Genomic DNA, 18,655 nt, shown 5'->3' on the forward strand with positions numbered 1-18,655 from the left:
GATCAACAAGAAGGTGTCGTCGCTGGCCGCGCGTATCGCGGCCGGCTGTGCCACCGAGGGGATGATCGCCTTCGCCGGGTTGTACTGCGGGGGCTTGACGCCTTCGAGCGGACTGTCCTCGTAGAGCCTTAGCCGGTCTTGCTCGTCATCGTGTCGCCGACTCCTCAGGTCCGATGCTGACGGTTCACCACAACCAGACCGACGAGCAGACAAGTCGACAGTCGCATGACCGACAGCTTCTGTTCGGAACCAGTTAGGCCGCGCCGCGGAAGACGTACGCCGTCATCAGGGCGGCAACGGGCCCTGGGCCCAGATGTGCGGTCATCTCCTCGATGACGGTGGCCCGGACGGCCGGCCCGCCGCCGCGCTCCTCGACGGCCGCGCGCAACGGCGTCCCGGCGAGGAACCCGGTGGCGACGTCGGCGACCGACGCGGCCCGACCCTCCAGCGTCAGCTCCTGCTCCTCCTCGACGGCGAACCCGGCGGCAGCCAGGTCAGCGGCCACGACAGCGGGGTCGGCGTAGCCGTGCGGGACCGTTGGGAGGAACTGCGGCGGGTCGACCGGAAAGGCCCGCTCCAGTCCGGCCTGCAGCGCGGCTCCGAACGCGTGCGTACTGAGCGGGCCCCAGGTGTTGAACAGGAACCGGCCGCCCGGAGCCAGCACCCGGCGGACCTCGGTGAAGGCCGCGACCCGGTCAGGGAAGAACATCACGCCGAACTGGCAGACCACCAGGTCGAAGCTTCCGTCCGGGAACGGCAGCCGCTGCGCGTCGGCCTGTCGCCACACCGCACCAGGGGATCGAGCCGACCCGAAGGCGACCATGGCCTCGTTCAGGTCGGTGGCCGTCACCTCGGCTGAAGGCGCCGCCGCGATCAGGCCGGCCGTCAACACGCCGGTCCCGGCAGCCAGTTCGAGTACGCGACGGGGGTGGAGTGCTCCCGCTCGGGCGGCCAGGTCCTCGGCGAAGGGCCGGAAGACCACCGGCACGAGGTACTGCTCGTAGGCCGCCGGCATGGACTCGGACCATCGCCGGTCGGCGTCAATTCCTGTCACCTTCATAACGGTAGCGCCGCCTCAGGAAACTGCGCCCAGCCGCGCCGCCAGGCACCTTGAAGCCGACCGTCCGGACGTCCCCGAGGCGGCGGTCGCCGGGAGTTACCGGTGGAATTCCAGACCGGGTACGGCGTTGCGGGCGAGGGTGTGGGCTTGTTCGGGCCACCAGACGCCGGCGGCGGGGTCGACGATGCCGTATTCGGGGTCGATGGTGCCGCCGGTGTTGCGCGTGCAGCTGCCGTCGGATTCACCGATGGTCTTCACGTACAGGTACGCGTCGACGAGCGGGGCCTCGGTGTCACCTGTGGGACGAGGGCCCATGCCGCGGCCGGGTGGGTTGCACCAAGTCTCCGGGTCGCCGGTGTACTTGCCCGGCGGCGGCGACCAGGCGCCCAGTCCGTTGCGGCTGGTGTCCACCACGAAGCGTTGCAGTTCACCGGTGGAGGCACCACCCGTGTTCTGGTCGAACCAGGTGTCGGTCCAGTGCCAGGTCGATGGATCGGTAGGGGAAACGGAGTTGCCCGGGGTTCCGTCGTTGGGCGCGGCGGGAGAGTAGTACTGACTGGCACACCAGTCGGCGTGGCCACGAGCCGACTCCGGTCCCTTGGTGGCGTACCACGCGCACTTGGATATCCATGCGCCGTAGCGCGACGTCTGGTCGGTGGGCTGGTAGTTGGAGACGTTGAGGGCGAAGCCGTCGCTCTGTTCGAGGCCGGCGTCCAGGAGCCGCTGGGTGATGTCGCCGACCGACTTCCACTGGCTGTTGCCTGCGTCGAGGTAGACGGCGGTGTTCGGCTCGCTCTTCAGGGTGCGTACGGCGTAGGCGAGGTCGGCCATGCGGTGGGCGGTGAGTTCGCCGGTGGGGTCGATGTCGCCGGCGCAGTCCTTGGGAAGGGCCGCGAGGCCGTCGGGTTCCAGGATGACGGCGGCCTCGCGGCTGCCGATGCCGTCGGCGAAGGCGTCGATCCACTGCCGGTAGGCGGCCGAGGAGGCGGCGCCGCCACCGGAGTAGAGGCTGCAGTCGCGGCCGGGGACGTTGTACGCGACGAGGACCGGCACGCGTCGGGTGACCGCGGCGGCGTGGACGAGCTTGCGCACCTCCCTCTTGACCTGGGCGGGTGTGCCTTCGGTGAACCACTCGGCCTGGGGCTGGACGGCGAGCTTGGCCATGTTCAGGGCGTCGGCCCGATCGCCCTTGCGGAAGTCGATCTTCGCCTGCTCGGCGGCCTTGCTGTGCGGGTCGACGTAGAAACGCGTGGCCGGGGTGATGACCTTCTGTTCGGCGGGCGCCGCCTGTGCCTGCGCCTGGGCGGTCGGGGCCGCTGCGCAGGCCATCAAGGCGGCCGAGGCGAGCCAGACCATGCGTCTGGAGGACCGGATACCGGATCTCATGTGTGCTCCTGGTGGGGAGGGTTGGGGGCGCGGTACATCGACGGGCATATCGCCGGGACCGGATGGCCGGGAGATGGCAGGTCCCGGTGGCAGTGCTGTGATGCCCCGTGGCCTGGCAGCGAGGACGGAAAAGACCCAGGCCACGGGGGCTCAAGGGGTGGCAGCCCTGATGGGGGGAGGTCAGTAGCCGTAGATCATCTTGTAGGCGACCTCGGGAAGGAACTGGCCTGCCACAGATCCGGCGCCCACGCCGCAGTTGCCGTCGGATTCGCCGGGGGTCTTGATCCAGAGCAGCATTTCGGCTCCGCCGCCGAGTTGGGTCGGGGTGCCGATCTTGCGGCCAGCGGGGTTGCACCATTCGCCGTTGGAGCCGTTCGCGTTGCGGCTGGTGTCGATGGCGTAGGGCTTGGTGTAGCCGTAGGACGAGCTCAGCTTCGCGTTGATCGCGTTGCCGTACGTGGTGTTCGCGCCGGTGGTCTGGTAGTTCGACACATTCAGCGAGAAGCCGTGGGCCTTGCTCGCGCCTGCGGCGGCGAGGTGCTGGGCCATCGTGGCGGCGGGGAGCCAGGCCGGGTTTCCGGCGTCCAGGTAGACCCAGGTGTTGGGGGCCTTCTGTCTGAACTGGTCGATGGCGTTGTTGAGCAGCGTGTTGCGCTCGGCGATCTGCGCGGCGTTCATGCAGCTGGTGTCTCCCAGGGCGTCCGGCTCCAGGATGACGGCGGCCGGACGGCTGCCGATGCCACTGGCGAAGGCGGCGATCCACGTGTTGTACGCCGCTGCCGAGCCCGCGCCGCCGCCCGATTGCCCGCCGCAGATATCGCGGTTGGGGATGTTGTAGGCGACCAGGACCGGCAGCTTGTCCACGGCGTCGGCCGCGCCGGCGAACGCACCCGTGGCCGTGCCGATGGTGCCGCTCCAGTTGCCGAACCAGCGGGCCATCGGCTTGGCCGCGATGTTGGCCCTGATCGCGGAGGCGCGGCCGTCACTGGGGTTGGCGGCGACCCAGGCGGCGGGGGTGGAGTTGGGGTCGACGTAGAAACCGCTGGTCATCGCCACCGGACTGTCGGCGTGGGCGAGGCCCGGGGCGGCCAGCGCGAGCGGTAAGGCGAGCAGCAGCGCGAGCAGGCCGCGCCTGTATCTGGACATGGGGAACCTCTTCCTGACGGGGGATGCGCCGCACACGCTTCGCCTTGGGCGTGTGTGTGCGGCGCACTGAGGAAGTGCGAGGTACGACGCCCCGGGCGACGGCGGCTCCGGCCCCGAGGACACAAACCGTTCAGCTCCGGAAGATCATGGGAGCGCTCCCAATTGGAAGCGGTCCCAAAGCGCGTCCGAAGGTCTTGGGTATGGGCGGCATCGTGTTGGCGAAGGGAGGAATGTGTCAAGAGTTCTCGCTCAACTTCCCTTCATGTGACGGCAAGAAGGCTCTACAGTCACAAAACCGGAAGCGCTCCCAGCTCCTCGTATACGGCCCGAGGGGATGGTCCGAGGGGACGGTCCGAGGGGAGACGCTGTGCCGAACTACCCGCGAGGGAAAGGCTCATGGTCGATGCCAGAGGATGTGCCTCGTCGGCAGCCCACGCTCGATGAGGTGGCGGTGCTCGCCGGAGTCTCGCGTTCGGCCGCTTCCCGGGCGCTCAACAACGCCCCGCATGTCAGCCGGCTCAAACGGGAGGCGGTCGAGCAGGCGGTGCGGCGCCTCGGTTACGTGCCGAACCCGACGGCCCGCGCACTGGCGATGCGCCAGACGGGCGCCGCCGCGCTCGTCATCTCCGGCGAGGATCCGTCGATCTTCGCGGATCCGTTCTTCGCCCAGGTCATCGTGGGCGCTTCCGCGGCCCTGGAGGAGGCCGACCTGAATCTGATGCTGTGTCTGACCGCCACCGACCGCAGCCGCAAGCGCGTGGAGCAACTGCTTCGCTCCCGGGCCGCCGACGGCGTCATGCTGATGGCGCTGCGGGAGGAGGACCCGCTGGCCCGCATGGCCGAAGAAGCCGGGTTGCCCGTCGTGTTCGGCGGCCGTCCCCTCGGTCTGGATCCGAGGTGGTACGTGGATGTCGACAACGTCGGCGGAGCACGGGCCGCGACCGAGCATCTGCTGGCCCGCGGTCGCACCCGGGTGGTCACCATCTGCGGGCGACCGGACACCGAAGTCGGGCGCGCGCGCCATCGTGGTTACCGCGACGCCCTGCTGGCGGCCGGACTTGAGCCGGTCGAGCCGGAGAGCGGGGACTTCACCGAGGCCGGCGGCGCTGTCGCCATGTCCGTCCTGCTCGACAACCACCCGGACCTGGACGCGGTGTTCGCCGCCAACGACAACATGGCCGTCGGCGCCCTGCGTGTGCTGAGGGAGGCAGGACGGACGGTGCCCCGCGACGTCGCGGTCATCGGCTTCGACGACCTTGCCGTCGCACAGATCGCCCAGCCGCCGCTGACCACGGTGCACCAGCCGATACAGGCGCTGGGACGCGAGATGGCCCGCATGCTCATAGCCCTTGTCGACGAACAGGACCCCACCCCGCTGATCCTGCCCACCCGCGTGGTGACCCGCGCCAGCACCTGACCGCCGTGGGCAGGACACCCACGAAGGTCGAGTGAAAGCGAGAGGTGGTGGGTACGAGCCTGCCGTATGTGGGCGTCACGGAAGTGGCCGAAGAGCGAGGGATGTCGGAAGTGATTCGAAAGCTGCAGGCGGTCGCGTTGGACTGCGCTGATCCGGTACGGCTCGCTGAGTTCTACGCGAATCTGCTCGGCGGCCGGGTGGTCGCTGACCCCGATGATCTCGACTGGATCGAGGTGCACGGGTTCGAGGGGATTCCGCTGGCCTGCCAGCGGGTGGAGGGCTACCAACCGCCCAAGTGGCCCGGCCAGGAGCGCCCGCAACAGCTCCACCTGGACTTCGACGTGGACGACCTCGACGGCGAGGAGAAGCGGGCGCTCGCCCTCGGCGCGACTGTGCTGGAGCGGACGGACCAGCTCCACCCGGGGACCAACTGGCGGATCTACGCGGACCCAGCCGGCCATCCGTTCTGCCTCTGCCTCCACTGAGCCGCCCTCCACGATCCGCCGGACAGAGCCGGCGGTGAGGTGCTCGAAAACCGGTGGATGAGCGCCACTGTGCGCCACTACCGTGCTGGCGAACCAAGTCGTCTAGGCAAGGACGTCCCGTTGTACACCGTGTGAGACCTCCCGAGTGCTGATTTGTCGCGCGTCGCGCATTGCGCGCCGCGCTGCTTCTTGCTGCGGACTTCTCGCTGAAACCGGTGTACTTCTGTGCTCGATAACTGGGTGGTCATGCCCACCTGCCTGCCGCTCGTTCTCCGCCGTTGTCACACGTGCGCGTCCGAGCGCTTCCGGGCAAACGGCAAATTTCGCGTCAACGCCCACCACAAGCTCCTCGACGCCTGGCTCCTCGTGCTCTGTACCGCTTGCGGGGACACGGCCAAGCTGACGGTCTGGGAGCGGATGAACGTGCGCTCCGTACGGCCTGATCTGCTGGACCGGATGCACGCCAACGACCCTGGTCTGGCGGCTGAGTTGCTCCAGGACCCGGTCGTGCGACGCCGTAACCGCATCGCCCTCGACTGGGCCGACGCCTGGCGCCTCGACACCGGCGGATCGGATCACCTGGACCGCGAGGTGATCGACATCTCGGTCCGCTTCGCGGCGCGGATTCCTGTCCGGCCGGTGCGACTGATCGCCGAAGGGTGCGGTCTTCCGCGGGCGGAGGTCGAGAGACTGGTCACGGAGGGGAAGGTCGTTTCGGCGATCCGGCTGACCGGCAAGCTCTCCGGCGACTTCACCTTCACGCTCAAGCACTGAGCCCGTGCCGCCGCTCACCACAGGTGGCGCAACAGGAACCGAGGCCCTGTCCGTACGAGACCGGCCGCGACGAGGCCGATCGTCGCCCCGGCAATGACGTCCGAGGGGTAGTGCGCACCGCTGTGCACCCGCTCAGCGGCGACCGTCACCGCCGGCACGGCACAGGCCGCGGCCGCCCACGGCCAGACGGGCGCGATCCCGGCGGTGAAGCCGATGGCCGCCGCGGTATGCCCGGACGGGAAGGACGAGCTGTCGGGGCGGTCGCCGACCTCCTGGTCCTCGAACCATTCCTCCGGCGGACGGCGCCGATCGCACAGCGGTTTGACCACCGCGTTGGAGATCGTCTCCGCGAGGGCCATGCTCGCCAGACCCGCGGCGGCGGCCTTCCGGCCGCGCCGGCCGCCCAACGTCCCCAGGACCAGCGCCGCGCCGCACCACAGTTTGGTGTGCTCGGCCGCCTCCTCCGCCGCTGGCAGAACCCGCCGCACCCAGGGGGAGTCCCACGACGCCATCCGCTGTGTCAGCCACCGCTCACGGTGGCGCACATCCGTCAGAACCTTCATGACCTGCCGTTTTCCCGCATCCGGCGATCCCACACCATGATCGGGGCCGCTGTGCGCTCCGGTCAGTCCTGATTTCTCAGTCGCTGCCTGTCCTGCTCGTCCCACTTGCGCGTGTCGCGCGGTTCGACGTACGGCTCCTCCTGCTCGGGGTGGCCGCCGGCGATGGCCCGTTGGCGGGAGGTCTCGGCGTCGAGTTCCAGGCCGAGGAGGATCGCCAGGTTGGTGATCCACAGCCACACGAGGAAGACGATGACCCCGGCGAACGTTCCGTAGGTCTTGTTGTACGAGGCGAAGTTCGCCACATAGAGCGCGAACCCGGCGGAGGCGATCATCCAGATCAGCAGCGCGAGGAGGCTGCCCGGCGTGACCCAGCGAAAGCCCCTCACGCGTGCGTTCGGCGTCGCCCAGTAGAGGAGCGCGATCATGATCGTGACCAGTACCAACAGCACCGGCCACTTGGCGATCGACCACACGGTCAGGGCGGTGTCCCCGATGCCCAGCGCGGTGCCGGCCTGACTGGCCAGAGGCCCGCTGAAGACCACGATGAGCGCGCTGATCACCGCCAGGATCATCAGCACCACGGTGACGCCCAGGCGGACCGGCAGTACCTTCCACACCGGCCGGCCCTCGGGGACGTCGTACACGGCGTTGGCGGTACGGATGAACGCCGCGACGTAACCGGAGGCGGACCACACCGCCAGCACCAGACCGACGATGGCCATCACCGAGCCGACCCCGGCGTTTCCCTGCAATTGCCGCACCGCGTTCGTGATCACATCACGTGCGGAACCGGGCGTGAACTTGGTGACGTTGTCCAGCAACTTGTCCGTTGCCGACTTGTCGACGATCCCCAGCAGCGAGACCAGCACGAGCAGCGCCGGGAACAGCGCCAAGATTCCGTAGTAGGTCAGCGCCGCCGCGCGGTCGGTGAGCTCGTCCTTCTTGAACTCCCGCACCGTCCGGCGCAGCACCGCCTGCCACGACTTCTTGCCCAAATTCGGCGGGGCGTCCGGGGCCCCGCGGTCCACCTCCGGATCGGGGCCGTACCCCGTATCCGGCTCCTCGCTCTCACGACCTGCCATGTATTCACCTGTACCGCTGCCCGGCCTTTCACACAAGCGGACCAGGCGCGTTCCCCATTTGCGGGAACCGGCTGGCCGACCGCGCGTAATAACAGCCGAGGAAGCTATTTTTCACGCGGGGCGGGTACAGCCGTTATATGGAGACAATGGAAATTGCCGTCTCATCCACCGCGGCCCTGTTGATGTGGATCGCCGGTCTCATCGTGGTCGGCGTGCTGCTCGGCGCCTTCTACTGGGGACGACGCGTTCAAGCACGTGAGACGCGGACACCGCGCCCCGAGGAACAGCCGAAACGGCCGTACGACGGACCCGTTCGGGAGGAGCGTGAGTACCGCGAGCCGGATGAGATGCCGCAGGACGGTGGTCGGCTCACCCCGCACGAGCTCAAGGAGGGATATGGAACCTCCAGCACACACCGCAGCCCCTCGCAGGACCCGGAAGACCACAGGAAGGGCGACGGCGGCAGCTTCGGCAGCGGTGGCCTGGGAAGCTGACCCGGCGTGGGCGATACGCGTATGTGCCGCGAGGAAACGCTACGGAGTGGAACCGCGTATTTCCGGTCCGCGCATTCCGGATCGGTATCCGCCCGGTATCCGGCTTCCTCCCTCTGCTCTCGCCCGGCATTCTCATCCGCCAGTACGCAACCGTTCTCCCGGAAAGTAATTGCGCCCCGGCCGCCGGAACACGAAGAAGACCCGTAAGGCGGCGGTACACCCCGCGCCACTCCCGGGAACCCATAGGGCCGCACCCAGCACCCCTCGGCGAACCGACCAATGGAGTGACACGCAGCCTTCCCGACCCGCGGAGCTCCTCGGAGCGCTCTCCTCGGACTGACGACTGACGACCGGGCATCGCGCGTCGGCGTGGCAGCGGCCCTTAACGGAGCGCGTACATACGTATGGCCACGACGTTGTCGCCCTCGGGGCGCGCGAGGCCGACGAAGACCGTTTCGGCGAGCCAGCGGTGGGCGGGTGCGTCGGTGCGGAAGACTGGGGAGGTCCGGTAGTAGTGGCCGGATTCCGAGACCTGTAGGGCGCCGTCGTACTGGTCGGGGCTTTCGGCCTTGGGCCGGTAGAAGCCGCGGTTGACGATGTCGATCACCGCTCCGTCCTCCGCCTGCAACAGGTAGCGCGCGTCCAGTTCGCAGACCTCGCCGCGGGTGCTGCTCCAGTCGCCGCCGCCCGCCAGCACCTTTCCGCGCAGCAGGGGGCCCTCGACGCTGCCTCCGACGATGGGCGTGAACTCGGTGACTTCTCCGGCGCCGTGGCCGATGTGCAGTGTCTCGGTGATGTGGGCGCGGATCTCGAAAGCGAAGTCGAGAGCGGGAGCGAAAGGCACGGCAGTACTCCTTGGCGGCAGGGGTCTTGGCGGTGGCAGGGGTCTTGACTCGTCACCTCACCAGATGCGAGCGTGAGATGCAACAGCGTTATATGACACGCATTTATAACGGCTCGCCGGTAGCGGCATCTCTCCTGCCTCGGCGCGAGCACCCCTCCCCACCCCTCTCCCCATCCCGCTTCGGCAAGGAGCATCAGCCATGGCTGCGAAGAGACAGATGCTGACGGTGCTCATGGGCGTGAGTCTGCTGGCCACCACCGCCTGCACCTCCACGTCGGACCAGGCCGACGGCACGCCCCGGCCCACCCGCCTCACCACCACCACCGCACCCGGCACCGCCGCCGTGGACCGCGTGACCTGGGCCCTGCCCTACGGGGAGCCGACCACCCTGGACCCGGCGAAGGTGGGCGACTACTCGCCCCAGACCGTCGGCGCGAACCTCTGCGACACGCTGACGCGGATGAACGCGGACTTCTCCCTGAGCCCCGGACTCGCCCAGAAGGTCACCTGGAGCGACAAGCGGACCCTGGTGCTCGATCTGCGCTCCGACGTCAAGTTCTGGGACGGCTCCCCGATGACGCCACAGGATGTGATCTACAGCCTGGAGCGCCAGAAGGACCCCAAAACCCAGGCGCTGTACGGGAATCACCTCTCCGCGGTGACATCGATCAAGGCCACAGGGCCGCACCAGGTGACACTGCGCGGCAAGACCTATGACCAGACTCTGCCCAAGGCGCTCTCCACGTCCTTCGGCGCGGTGAGCCAGAAGGCGTACACAGCGAAGGCCGGCCCCGCCTACGGCACCGCCAAGGGCGGCCTCATGTGCACGGGACCGTACGAACTGGACTCATGGAAGTCCGGCGACACCATCACCCTGCAACGCAACAACGCCTATTGGGACGCCCGACTGAAGCCCAAGGCGCGCCAGATCGCCTTCAAGTTCATCACCAACAGCAATACGCTGACCAGCGCCCTTCTCTCCGGCGAAGTGGACGGAACCTACGAACTGCCGCCCAGCAGCGCGACGGCGCTCGCCAGGTCCGACAGCGGCACGACCCGTCTCGGACCTTCGACGCAGAACGTCCTGCTGATCCCCGGCAACGCCAAGTCCCCGGCCGCCGACCGCCGCCTCCTGGACGCCCTGTCGCACGTCATCGACCGCGACGCGTTGATCAAGAACGTCTTCGGTGGTGACGCCACCACCCTGAAGTCCCTCGTGCCGCCGCTGACTTGGCGCGGCGACGAAGCGGCATCCCGGTTCGACGCCGCGTACGAGAAGCTGCCCGCCGTCCCGAAGCCGGACCTGAAGCGGGCCAAGGAGCTGATGAAGAAGGCGGGCCCGGTCTCCCGGCCGCTGGTGGCCGCCATTCCCGCCGGTGACCAGAGAGGACTGCAGGCCCTTACGTTCATTCAGGCCGCGGCGAAGAAGCTGGGGGTCGAGATCAAGATCAAGCAGCTGCAGCCCACCGAGATGTCGTCACTCTTCTACGACCCCGCCGTCCGCAAGGACCTCGACCTGGTCCTGACCTTCGGATACGTCACCATGCCCGACCCCGCGTCGTACGTCGCCGAAATGGTCACTCCGCACGGCATCTTCAACTGGACGAACTACCACAACCCCGAGGTCACCCGGCTGCTCACCCGCGCTCGCACGTCGGCCGACCCCGCCGCGTCGGCGGACGCGTACGCCGAAGCCCAGGACCTCTTCGCGCCCACCGTCCCCGTGGTGTATCTCGCCACCACCCACGAGCGGATGTTCATGAACAAGCGCATCAGTGGCGCGCCCACGTCCTTCGCCTACATGGGCATGCCGTGGGCCGCTCACCTCGGCGGCACCGGCAAGTGACGACTCGCGACGTACGACGTACCCCGACCCCCAGGAGACATCGATGACCGACACCGCCGACGACAAGCCGCTGTGGGACCGTACAGCCGCTCAACTGGCAGCCGGAATCCGCGACAAGTCCTTCTCCGCGACCGAGGTCGCCACGTCGTTCCTGGAGCGCGTCGACGCGACCAACCCGGCGCTCAACGCCCTCGTGGACCTTCGTCCGGAGGAAGCACTCGCCCAGGCCGCGGCCGCGGACTCGGCGGTCGCCGCCGGGGAGGAACTCCCGCCGCTGCACGGCGTTCCAGTCTCCACCAAGATCAATACCTCGCTGCGCGGATACGCCAGTTCGCATGGCGTCACGGCCTGGGCAGGCGCCGTCGCCTCGCAGGACGCGGCGTGCGTCGCCGCGCTGCGCGACGCGGGCGCGAACTTCGTGGGCCGCAGCAACAGCCCCGCCTTCGCCGTACGGTGGTTCACCGCCAACGACCTGCACGGCAAGACCCTCAACCCGTGGAACAGCGCGCACACGCCCGGTGGTTCCTCCGGAGGCGCCGCCGCGGCGGTCGCGGCCGGGATGGTGCCGATCGCGCAGGGCAACGACATCGGCGGCTCCGTCCGCTTCCCCGCGTACTGCTGCGGCGCGGTCGGTCTGCGTCCCACGATGGGCCTCGTCTCCGGGTCGGAGCCGCGCGGAGCGGAGGAGTTCGACAGCCCGCTGTCCTTCCAGACGATGGCCGTGCACGGGCCGCTCGGCTGGACGGTCGACGACGTCCGGCGGGGGCTGTACGCCATGGTGACACCGGATCTCGCCGACCCGGTGGGCCTCCCCATGCGCCCGCCGTTGGGGGAGCCAGGCCCGGTGAAGGTCGCGCTGGTACGTGACGCCGGTCTTGCCAAGCCCCACCCCGCCGTGAACGCCGCCCTCGACGACGCGGCGCGGTGGCTCGCCGAAGCGGGACACGACGTGGAGGAGGTCGAACTGCCGCTGCTCGGCGAGGCGGCCCGGCTCTGGTCGCTGCTGCTCTACGAGGAGCTGCGCACGATGCTGCCCGAGATCGAGCGCTTCGGCGACGACGCTGTGCGGGTCTCCCTCACCTCCTCGTTCGCCGCCGCCGCGCAGATGTGGGGGGAGCGGCCCACGCTCGACGCGTACATCAAGGGCTACGCACGGCGTGGCACGCTCATCAGCCGCCTCCAGCGGTATCTGGGCGAGGACCGCGTTCTCATGACGCCCGTGTCGGCCGAGCCGCCGTTCGAGCAGGACGCCGACCTGGCCGGTGACGACCGCGTACGGGAACTGCTCGCTGCCCAGTGGCCCATGCAGGCCGTGCCGGTGCTCGGCTTCCCGGCGATCTCCGTACCGACAGGCATCACCGACGGACTCCCGTCCGGTGTGCAGCTGATCGGCGGTCGTTTCCGCGAGGACGCGCTGCTCGGGGTCGCCGCCGACATCGAGGCGAGGGCGGCGCGGACCCGGCCCCCGCTGGCCCGGACGCACACCGGCTGACGCGCGCGGCCGGCGACCGAGGCACACCAGAACGCCTGCCCGGAACCCACATTGGGTGCCGGGCAGGCGTTTTGGTGTGCCTCCTCAGACCACCGGCTCGCACGTCCTCCTCCGTGGCTTCCAGCCCGGCTGCGGGATGGACTCGATGAGGCGCCGCGTGTACGCCTCCTGAGGGTCGTCGAGTACGGAGGCGACCGAGCCGTGCTCGACGACCCGTCCGGCCCGCATCACAAGGACGTCCTCACTGATGTGCCGGACGGCCCCGAGGTCGTGCGTGATGAACAGCAGCGCCGTCCCGGTCGTCGCACGGATGTGCGCGAGCAGCCCGAGGATCTGCGCCTGGATCGACACGTCGAGCGCCGCTATCGCCTCGTCGAGGATCAGCACCTGGGGCTCGGCGGCCAGCGCGCGGGCGATGGCGACGCGCTGGCGCTGACCGCCCGAAAGCGCCCTCGGCAGGGAGCGGGCCTGACGGTCGTCAAGGCCGACCACGTCGAGCAGTTCCGCCACGCGGGCCCGGAGTGTGTCCGCGGGCCGGGACCGGTTGAGCCGGACCGCCTCGGCCACGGCGTCCCCCACACGCTGCCGGCGGTCGAGGGAGGCGTACGGGTCCTGGAACACCATCTGGATCTGCCGGCTGCGGGCGCGCCGCTCCCGGGACCGCGGCCGTGCGCGCCGCCGTTCGTGGCCCGCTACGACGATTCGGCCCGCGCTCGGCACCTCAAGTCCCGCGATCATGCGGGCAGTTGTCGTCTTGCCCGACCCGGACTCGCCGACGACGGCGAGGGAGCCGCCTTTCGGGAGCGAGAGGGTGACGCCGTCCACGGCGACGAAATCACCGAAGAGCTTGCGCAGTTCGCGTACCTCAAGCATGTCCGCCGACCTCCTCGGGAGAGCGTGTGTACGGGAAGTGGCAGGCCGCGGTGCCGACACCCACCGGGCGTTGCGATGGCCTTTCGTCGCGGCAAAGGTCCCGCACCCGGGAGCATCGGTCGCCGAAGGCGCAGCCGGCCGGTGCCTCGAAACCGGACAGGGGCCTTCCTGCGATGGAGCGCAGCTCCGCCTCGCGGTCGCCCACCGGAGGCCGGGACGCGAGCAGCGCACGGGTGTAGGGGTGGGCGGCGCTTTCCCGCAGCCGGTCGGCCGGGAGCTCCTCCACGGTCGTACCCGCGTACATCACCACGACCCTGTCGCACACGGCGGCGGCCAGTTCCAGGTCGTGCGTGATGAACAGCATGGCGAGGCCGCGCGCCTCGCGCGCCTCGCCGATGATGGCCATCACTTCCTCCTGCGTGGTCACGTCGAGCGCGGTGGTCGGCTCGTCGGCAAGGAGCAGCCGTGGTTCGGCGGCCAGCGCGGCGGCGATCATGACTCGTTGCAGGAGGCCCCCCGAGAGCTCGTGGGGACGCTGCCGCATCCGCCGTTCGGCATCGCCGATCCCCACCTCCCGAAGGATCTTCGTGACCCTGGCGACGGCCTCGGAGCCGCGAACCCCGCGGGCGGTCGTCAGGCCTTCCACCAGGAAGTCGCCCACGCTGCGGGCGGGGTTGACGTGGGCCCGCGGGTCCTGGAACACCATGGCGACATCGGCGCCACGGAACTGGCGCAGGCGCTCCGGTGACATCCCCGGAACGGATTCCCCCGCGAACAGGAGGTCTCCGTGCACCCCCGCACCTGGGGGCAGCAGGCGCAGAACGGACCGGGCCGTCAGTGATTTGCCCGATCCCGACTCGCCCACCAGCGCTACGGCCGCCCCTTCGGGGATGCTCAGGTCCGCCCGGTGGACGACGGTGCGCATGGCGCCGTCGACCGGCAGGTCGAGCCGCAGTGCGTCGATCTGGAGCAGAGGTGATGAGCTCATGCGTTCTCTCCGAGCAGTCGTCGGGAAAGCCCCGCACCCAGCAGGTTGAACGCCACCACGACCGTCAGGATGACCAGGCCCGCGTACAGCGCCTGTTGCGGGTTCCCGGCGAGGATCGACGGGGCTCCGTTGGCCACCATCAGCCCCCATTCCGGGTCGGGCGGCTGGCTGCCGAGCCCGAGGAAGGAGATCGCGGCCACGTCGAGCAGGGCGTAACCGAAGCCGATGGTGGCCTGGACGAGGACCAGGGGCAGGAGGTTCGGCAGCAGGTGCCGGAGCCAGATGCGGGCGGTGGGAGCGCCCAGGAGCTGAAGGGCCGATACGTAGGGGAGGTTGCGCTCCTTGACGGCCGAGGACCGGACGATGCGGGTGATGAGCGGCAAGTACGCGATCGAAAGCGCCACGATCGGCGCGGTGAGGCCCGTGCCGAACACGGCGGCGGCGAGGACGGCCATGATCAGGCCCGGGAAGCCGAACACGACGTCCAGCGCTCCGGAGATCAACCGGTCGAGCCACCCGCCGAACCAGGCCGCGGACAGTGCGAGGGCCGTCCCGAGGGTCGTGGAGACGACGATGACCACGGCGGGCGCGGCCAGGCTGGCGCGGGCGGCGCTGATGAGCCGGGACAGGATGTCGCGCCCGGTGTCGTCCGTCCCCAGGAGATGCGCCGCGGAAGGACCGGTGTTGACGCTCAGCGGGTCGACGGCGTTGGGGTCGTGCGGGGCGAGCAGCGGCCCGAACACGGCAAGCAGCACGAACAGCGCGACGACACATCCGGCGCCGAGCGTCACAAGGTCGTACGGGCGTCCGGTGCGCTTCTTGGTACGCGGGGCATGCGGGAGGCGCCCGGAATGGGTGTACGGAGCGGTGGTCATGGGGTCCCCTTGCCGGAGAGTCGGGGATCGAAGGCGGCGCTGACCAGGTCGACCGCGGTGTTGATGACGACGAACACGACGACGAAGATCAGTGACACGGCCTGGACCACGGCCATGTCCTGCTTGGACGCCGCCTCGATCATGAGCGCCCCGAGGCCGCCGGTGCCGAACGCCTGCTCGGCGACGGCGGCCGTGGCGATGAGTCCCGCGATGCCGACGCCGGACACGGCGAGGACGGGGCCGGAGGCGTTGTGCAGCACATGGCGTCGGACCACGGTCCGTTCGGGCACACCGCGGCTTCGGGAGGTCTCCACGTGCTCGGCGCGCAGCTCCGCGCGGACGGCGGTTCTGGTCACCTGCGCTACGTAGCCGATCCAGGTCATGGCGAGCGCGACGGCCGGCAGGGTCAGGTGCGCGAGGGTGCCTGTGAAGCCCTCTCCGGAGCCGTAGACGGGGAACCAGGGCAGCTGGACGGCGAAGAGCCAGATGAGCAGAACCGACATGACGAACGTGGGCACCGCCATGGCGCCCGCCGTCAGTGTGGTCGCCAGCGTCTCCGTGCGGCCTCCGCGCAGCGCGGCGAAGGTGCCGATGACCGTCCCCGCCGTGAGGACGAGAACGGCCGCGAAACCGACGAGGGCGAGGGTGTCGCCGGCGCGTGTCCCGATCAGATGGGCGACGGTGTCGCGGTAGACGAGGGACTTGCCGAAGTCGCCGTGCAGAGCGCCGCTCAGCCAGTGCCAGTAGCCCTGGATGAACGGATCGTCCAAGTGGTACTCGCGGTGCACTTCGGCCAGCACGTGCGGGTCGGGGTCGCGGCTGCCCCCGACCAGCAGCGTGGCGGGGTCTCCGGGGGTGAGGAACATCGCCCCGTAGATGGCCAGGCTGGAGACGATGACGGTCGCGACGAGCGTGGCCAGCCGCGCGGCGACGAACCGGGGACTCATCGCGGGCCCCCGCTTCCGCCGCTACCGTCGTGTCCATCGCTTTCGGGCGGCAGGGTCGTCAGACGCAGGCGGGAGGGGTGTGCGGGCCCGGTCCTGAGTCTCTGCAGGCTCGCCTTGGGGGCGGTCGTCAGCCACGGGTCCTCCAGCGAACCGGAGTTGGGCAGGTGGTTCGGGAAGTCGCTGCCGGCGACGGTCAGCGCGAGGCGGTGGCCCGTGCGTACCCGATAGCCGGTGTGACCGAGGTCGACGCCCACGTCCCCTGGTGCGTCCGCCTGGACACAGCCGCGCACGATCAGCCGTGCCGTGCCGTCGGGGGCTAGGTCGAGCAGCCGGACGAAGACATCGAAGGTGGGGGCTGTGCTCTCGACGTACACAACCGCGTGTACGGGCCCTGCGAGGTCGAGCGGTGCGTCGGAGGCGGTACTCGTGAAGACGAGGACGTCGTCGCGGTCGGCGGTGGGCCGCTCGTCCGGATGGTCGCGCAGCAGCATGAAAGTGTCGGCCGAGGCGGAGGGCACGAGGTTGTCGGGGTCGTACCGCCACTCCACGGAAGAGTCATCTCCTGCTTGATGCCCCGTCAGAACCCCGCCGGAGATGGGCCCTACCGCCGATTCCGGCTCCGCGAGATACAGCTCGCTCTCCCTCGCATCCGCCGGTGGCCAGACGGTGGACGTCCGCCAGCCGACGTGTCCGAGCTTCCAGCGCACCCGGGGAATCGAATCGGCCCTGCCGGTGCCTTTCAGGAAGACGTCGAAGAACTCCAGGGCCGGTCCCGTGTAGGAGTCGAGTACGCCGTCGAGAGCGGTGTCGTCGAGCAGATGATCGGTGGTGGGGGAGACCGGGGCCTTCTCCAGGAAGTAGTTCTCGTGGTCGATCGCGTCGGCGACCATGTACTGGACGGCCGACCAGCCGGGGCGGCGGTCCAGTTCCGTGTAGTCGCGCATGTGGGCGCTGTTGAGGTTGTCGAACCAGCCCACGCAGTGCAGGACGGGCACCGGCCGTGCGTCGTAGGGGTGTGGCCCGTTGTAGGGAGGCAGCGGGATGCCGCCGACGACCAGATCGAAGCCTGCCGAACGCTTCCCGATGGACGTGAAGGCCTCTTCGTACGCGGCGATGAGCGGACGCTTGCTGAGGTCGGCCTTGAAGTCGTAGCTGTCGTTGTCGACCCAGATGTGCGCCTGGTAGTCGGCGCCCTCCAGCCACAGCGGCTGCGGCCTCGCCCCGGCGTCGTAACTTGCCACGCCTGGACGGACGTTGGTGCTGGTGACCCGGGGGACGATCGCGCGGAGGGCGGGGTGCTGGGCGGAGACCGCGGACCACTGGGTGAAGCCGTAGTACGAGTCGCCGAACATGCCGACGATCCCGTCGGACCAGGGCTGACGCGTGACCCACTCGATGGTGTCGTACCCGTCGTCCACCTCGCCGGTCCAGCCGAGCGTCTCGCCCTGGGAGCGGAACTTGCCGCGGACGTCCTGGACCACCATGACGTAGCCGCGTGCCGTGAACCGCTCGGCGATCCGGTCGAAGAAGACGTACCGGCTGTTCTTGTCGTACGGCAGGCGCACCAGAACCGTCGGCGACGGGCCGGATTCGGGGCCGGCCCCGTACACGTCGGTGGCCAGCAGTGCGCCGTCACGCATGCGCACCCTGTGCTGCCAGGCGTGGCGGGGGACGGGCTCGGGGGTGACGCGCCGGATGGCAAGGGTCACGGGCCCTCCAGAAAGGGGAATGTTTAAAAAACAACGTGATATAACAGCGTTGCATCTGAGCGCGTGCAGCGTCAACCCCCCTCTGAGCTAGGTTGTTTTCATGCCGATCGACGTCGACGAAGTCCAGCGCCGCAAGGAAATCGCCCAGGCCACCCTTGCTGTCGCAGCCCGTGACGGGGCACGCGCGATCACCATTCGCGCGGTGGCCAAAGAGCTGGGCGGCTCCACGGCGATGGTCACCAACTACGTGCCCACGCGGATCGCTCTGATCACCAACGCCGTCCGCGCTGCGGAGTCCCGTTGGCGCGCGGACCTGGACGACCACGTCGGCGAACTCGGCGGCAAGGAACGGCTGCGGGCCACGGTGGAGTGGCACTTGAGCACGGAACCCGAGGACCTGCTGCTGCGCACGCTGTGGGTCGAGATGCTCTCGACGGCCCACACCGACCCCGCCGGCGTCGACCGCCGCCAACCGCGCGAGTCGCGACAGGAGTTCCTCGAAGCGTCCATCGCCGCCGGAGTACCCGACGCCGAACTGGCCGCCGACATGCTCTCCTTGCTGACCCGCGGCTACTTCGTCTCGACCATAGAGGACCCCGCGTACTGGACCCCGGAGCGAGCCGGACGCATCGCCCGAGCCGTCGTCGACGGGCTCGTGGGCGACTGACCGACTG

The 18,655-nt window shown here is 69.3% G+C and carries 18 protein-coding genes; 7 read left to right on the forward strand and 11 right to left on the reverse strand.

The genetic code is table 11. The features are described from left to right. Positions 1-253: 253 nt before the first annotated feature. From ACGFX9_RS21970 to ACGFX9_RS21980, 3 genes are all read right to left on the reverse strand, one after another. Entirely contained in the window at positions 254-1,060 is an 807-nt protein-coding gene (locus ACGFX9_RS21970; protein WP_393474386.1) for a class I SAM-dependent methyltransferase, read from the reverse strand. Between the two features lie 96 nt (positions 1,061-1,156). Then, the gene (locus ACGFX9_RS21975; protein ID WP_393474389.1) at positions 1,157-2,446 is read right to left on the reverse strand and encodes a glycoside hydrolase family 6 protein; all 1,290 of its coding nucleotides are present in this window, start codon (positions 2,444-2,446) and stop codon (positions 1,157-1,159) included. A 180-nt stretch (positions 2,447-2,626) separates the two neighbouring features. After that, positions 2,627-3,592, reverse strand: coding sequence for a glycoside hydrolase family 6 protein (locus tag ACGFX9_RS21980; protein ID WP_393474392.1), 966 nt, complete (start codon positions 3,590-3,592; stop codon positions 2,627-2,629). Positions 3,593-3,995: 403 nt separating this feature from the next. On the opposite strand from ACGFX9_RS21980, the gene ACGFX9_RS21985 reads away from it, so the two are divergent. From ACGFX9_RS21985 to ACGFX9_RS21995, 3 genes are all read left to right on the forward strand, one after another. Next, a complete protein-coding gene (locus ACGFX9_RS21985; protein ID WP_393474395.1) occupies positions 3,996-5,009 on the forward strand; it encodes a LacI family DNA-binding transcriptional regulator in 1,014 nt (337 codons plus the stop codon). A 110-nt stretch (positions 5,010-5,119) separates the two neighbouring features. Further along, on the forward strand, positions 5,120-5,494 hold the full coding sequence (locus tag ACGFX9_RS21990) for a VOC family protein (protein WP_393475380.1): 375 nt from the start codon (positions 5,120-5,122) through the stop codon (positions 5,492-5,494). A 225-nt stretch (positions 5,495-5,719) separates the two neighbouring features. Further along, complete coding sequence (locus ACGFX9_RS21995) at positions 5,720-6,268, forward strand: DUF1062 domain-containing protein (protein WP_393474398.1); 549 nt, start codon at positions 5,720-5,722, stop codon at positions 6,266-6,268. Positions 6,269-6,282: 14 nt separating this feature from the next. On the opposite strand, the gene ACGFX9_RS22000 is transcribed toward ACGFX9_RS21995, so the two are convergent. Beyond that, on the reverse strand, positions 6,283-6,831 hold the full coding sequence (locus ACGFX9_RS22000) for a phosphatase PAP2 family protein (protein ID WP_393474401.1): 549 nt from the start codon (positions 6,829-6,831) through the stop codon (positions 6,283-6,285). Positions 6,832-6,893: 62 nt separating this feature from the next. After that, positions 6,894-7,913, reverse strand: coding sequence for a YihY/virulence factor BrkB family protein (locus tag ACGFX9_RS22005; protein ID WP_393474404.1), 1,020 nt, complete (start codon positions 7,911-7,913; stop codon positions 6,894-6,896). Between the two features lie 146 nt (positions 7,914-8,059). Here ACGFX9_RS22005 and ACGFX9_RS22010 point away from each other — a divergent pair, with 146 nt between their 5' ends. Next, entirely contained in the window at positions 8,060-8,407 is a 348-nt protein-coding gene (locus ACGFX9_RS22010) for a DUF6479 family protein (protein ID WP_393474407.1), read from the forward strand. Positions 8,408-8,789: 382 nt separating this feature from the next. Here the strand turns inward: ACGFX9_RS22010 and ACGFX9_RS22015 are convergent, their stop codons facing one another. Next, entirely contained in the window at positions 8,790-9,251 is a 462-nt protein-coding gene (locus tag ACGFX9_RS22015; RefSeq protein ID WP_393474410.1) for a DUF3237 domain-containing protein, read from the reverse strand. Positions 9,252-9,450: 199 nt separating this feature from the next. Between ACGFX9_RS22015 and ACGFX9_RS22020 the strand changes: the two genes are divergently transcribed. Together ACGFX9_RS22020 and ACGFX9_RS22025 are read left to right on the forward strand one after the other, a co-directional pair. Then, a complete protein-coding gene (locus ACGFX9_RS22020; RefSeq protein ID WP_393474413.1) occupies positions 9,451-11,097 on the forward strand; it encodes an ABC transporter substrate-binding protein in 1,647 nt (548 codons plus the stop codon). Positions 11,098-11,140: 43 nt separating this feature from the next. Continuing rightward, entirely contained in the window at positions 11,141-12,589 is a 1,449-nt protein-coding gene (locus ACGFX9_RS22025) for an amidase (RefSeq protein WP_393474416.1), read from the forward strand. 84 nt (positions 12,590-12,673) lie between these two features. Here ACGFX9_RS22025 and ACGFX9_RS22030 read toward each other — a convergent pair whose 3' ends face one another. Genes ACGFX9_RS22030 through ACGFX9_RS22050 form a run of 5 tightly spaced genes read right to left on the reverse strand, consistent with a single transcriptional unit; the run spans position 12,674 to position 17,981 of the window. Further along, positions 12,674-13,462 (reverse strand): ABC transporter ATP-binding protein, encoded by a 789-nt coding sequence (locus ACGFX9_RS22030; protein ID WP_393474419.1) that lies wholly within the window; start codon positions 13,460-13,462, stop codon positions 12,674-12,676. Continuing rightward, on the reverse strand, positions 13,455-14,450 hold the full coding sequence (locus ACGFX9_RS22035; RefSeq protein ID WP_393474422.1) for an ABC transporter ATP-binding protein: 996 nt from the start codon (positions 14,448-14,450) through the stop codon (positions 13,455-13,457). The genes ACGFX9_RS22030 and ACGFX9_RS22035 overlap by 8 nt, the downstream gene beginning before the upstream one ends. Beyond that, entirely contained in the window at positions 14,447-15,325 is an 879-nt protein-coding gene (locus ACGFX9_RS22040; RefSeq protein WP_393474424.1) for an ABC transporter permease, read from the reverse strand. The genes ACGFX9_RS22035 and ACGFX9_RS22040 overlap by 4 nt, the downstream gene beginning before the upstream one ends. Beyond that, positions 15,322-16,272: an ABC transporter permease gene (locus ACGFX9_RS22045; protein WP_393474427.1), complete on the reverse strand. Its 951-nt coding sequence runs from the start codon at positions 16,270-16,272 to the stop codon at positions 15,322-15,324. Before ACGFX9_RS22045 ends, ACGFX9_RS22040 begins: the two co-directional genes overlap by 4 nt. Beyond that, a complete protein-coding gene (locus ACGFX9_RS22050; protein WP_393474429.1) occupies positions 16,269-17,981 on the reverse strand; it encodes a CocE/NonD family hydrolase in 1,713 nt (570 codons plus the stop codon). Before ACGFX9_RS22050 ends, ACGFX9_RS22045 begins: the two co-directional genes overlap by 4 nt. A 100-nt stretch (positions 17,982-18,081) precedes the next feature. On the opposite strand from ACGFX9_RS22050, the gene ACGFX9_RS22055 reads away from it, so the two are divergent. Beyond that, positions 18,082-18,648 (forward strand): TetR/AcrR family transcriptional regulator, encoded by a 567-nt coding sequence (locus tag ACGFX9_RS22055; RefSeq protein ID WP_393474432.1) that lies wholly within the window; start codon positions 18,082-18,084, stop codon positions 18,646-18,648. Positions 18,649-18,655: the final 7 nt, after the last annotated feature.

The sequence above is a fragment of the Streptomyces sp. NPDC048436 genome, from assembly GCF_043200355.1.
Classification (GTDB): Bacteria; Actinomycetota; Actinomycetes; order Streptomycetales; family Streptomycetaceae; genus Streptomyces.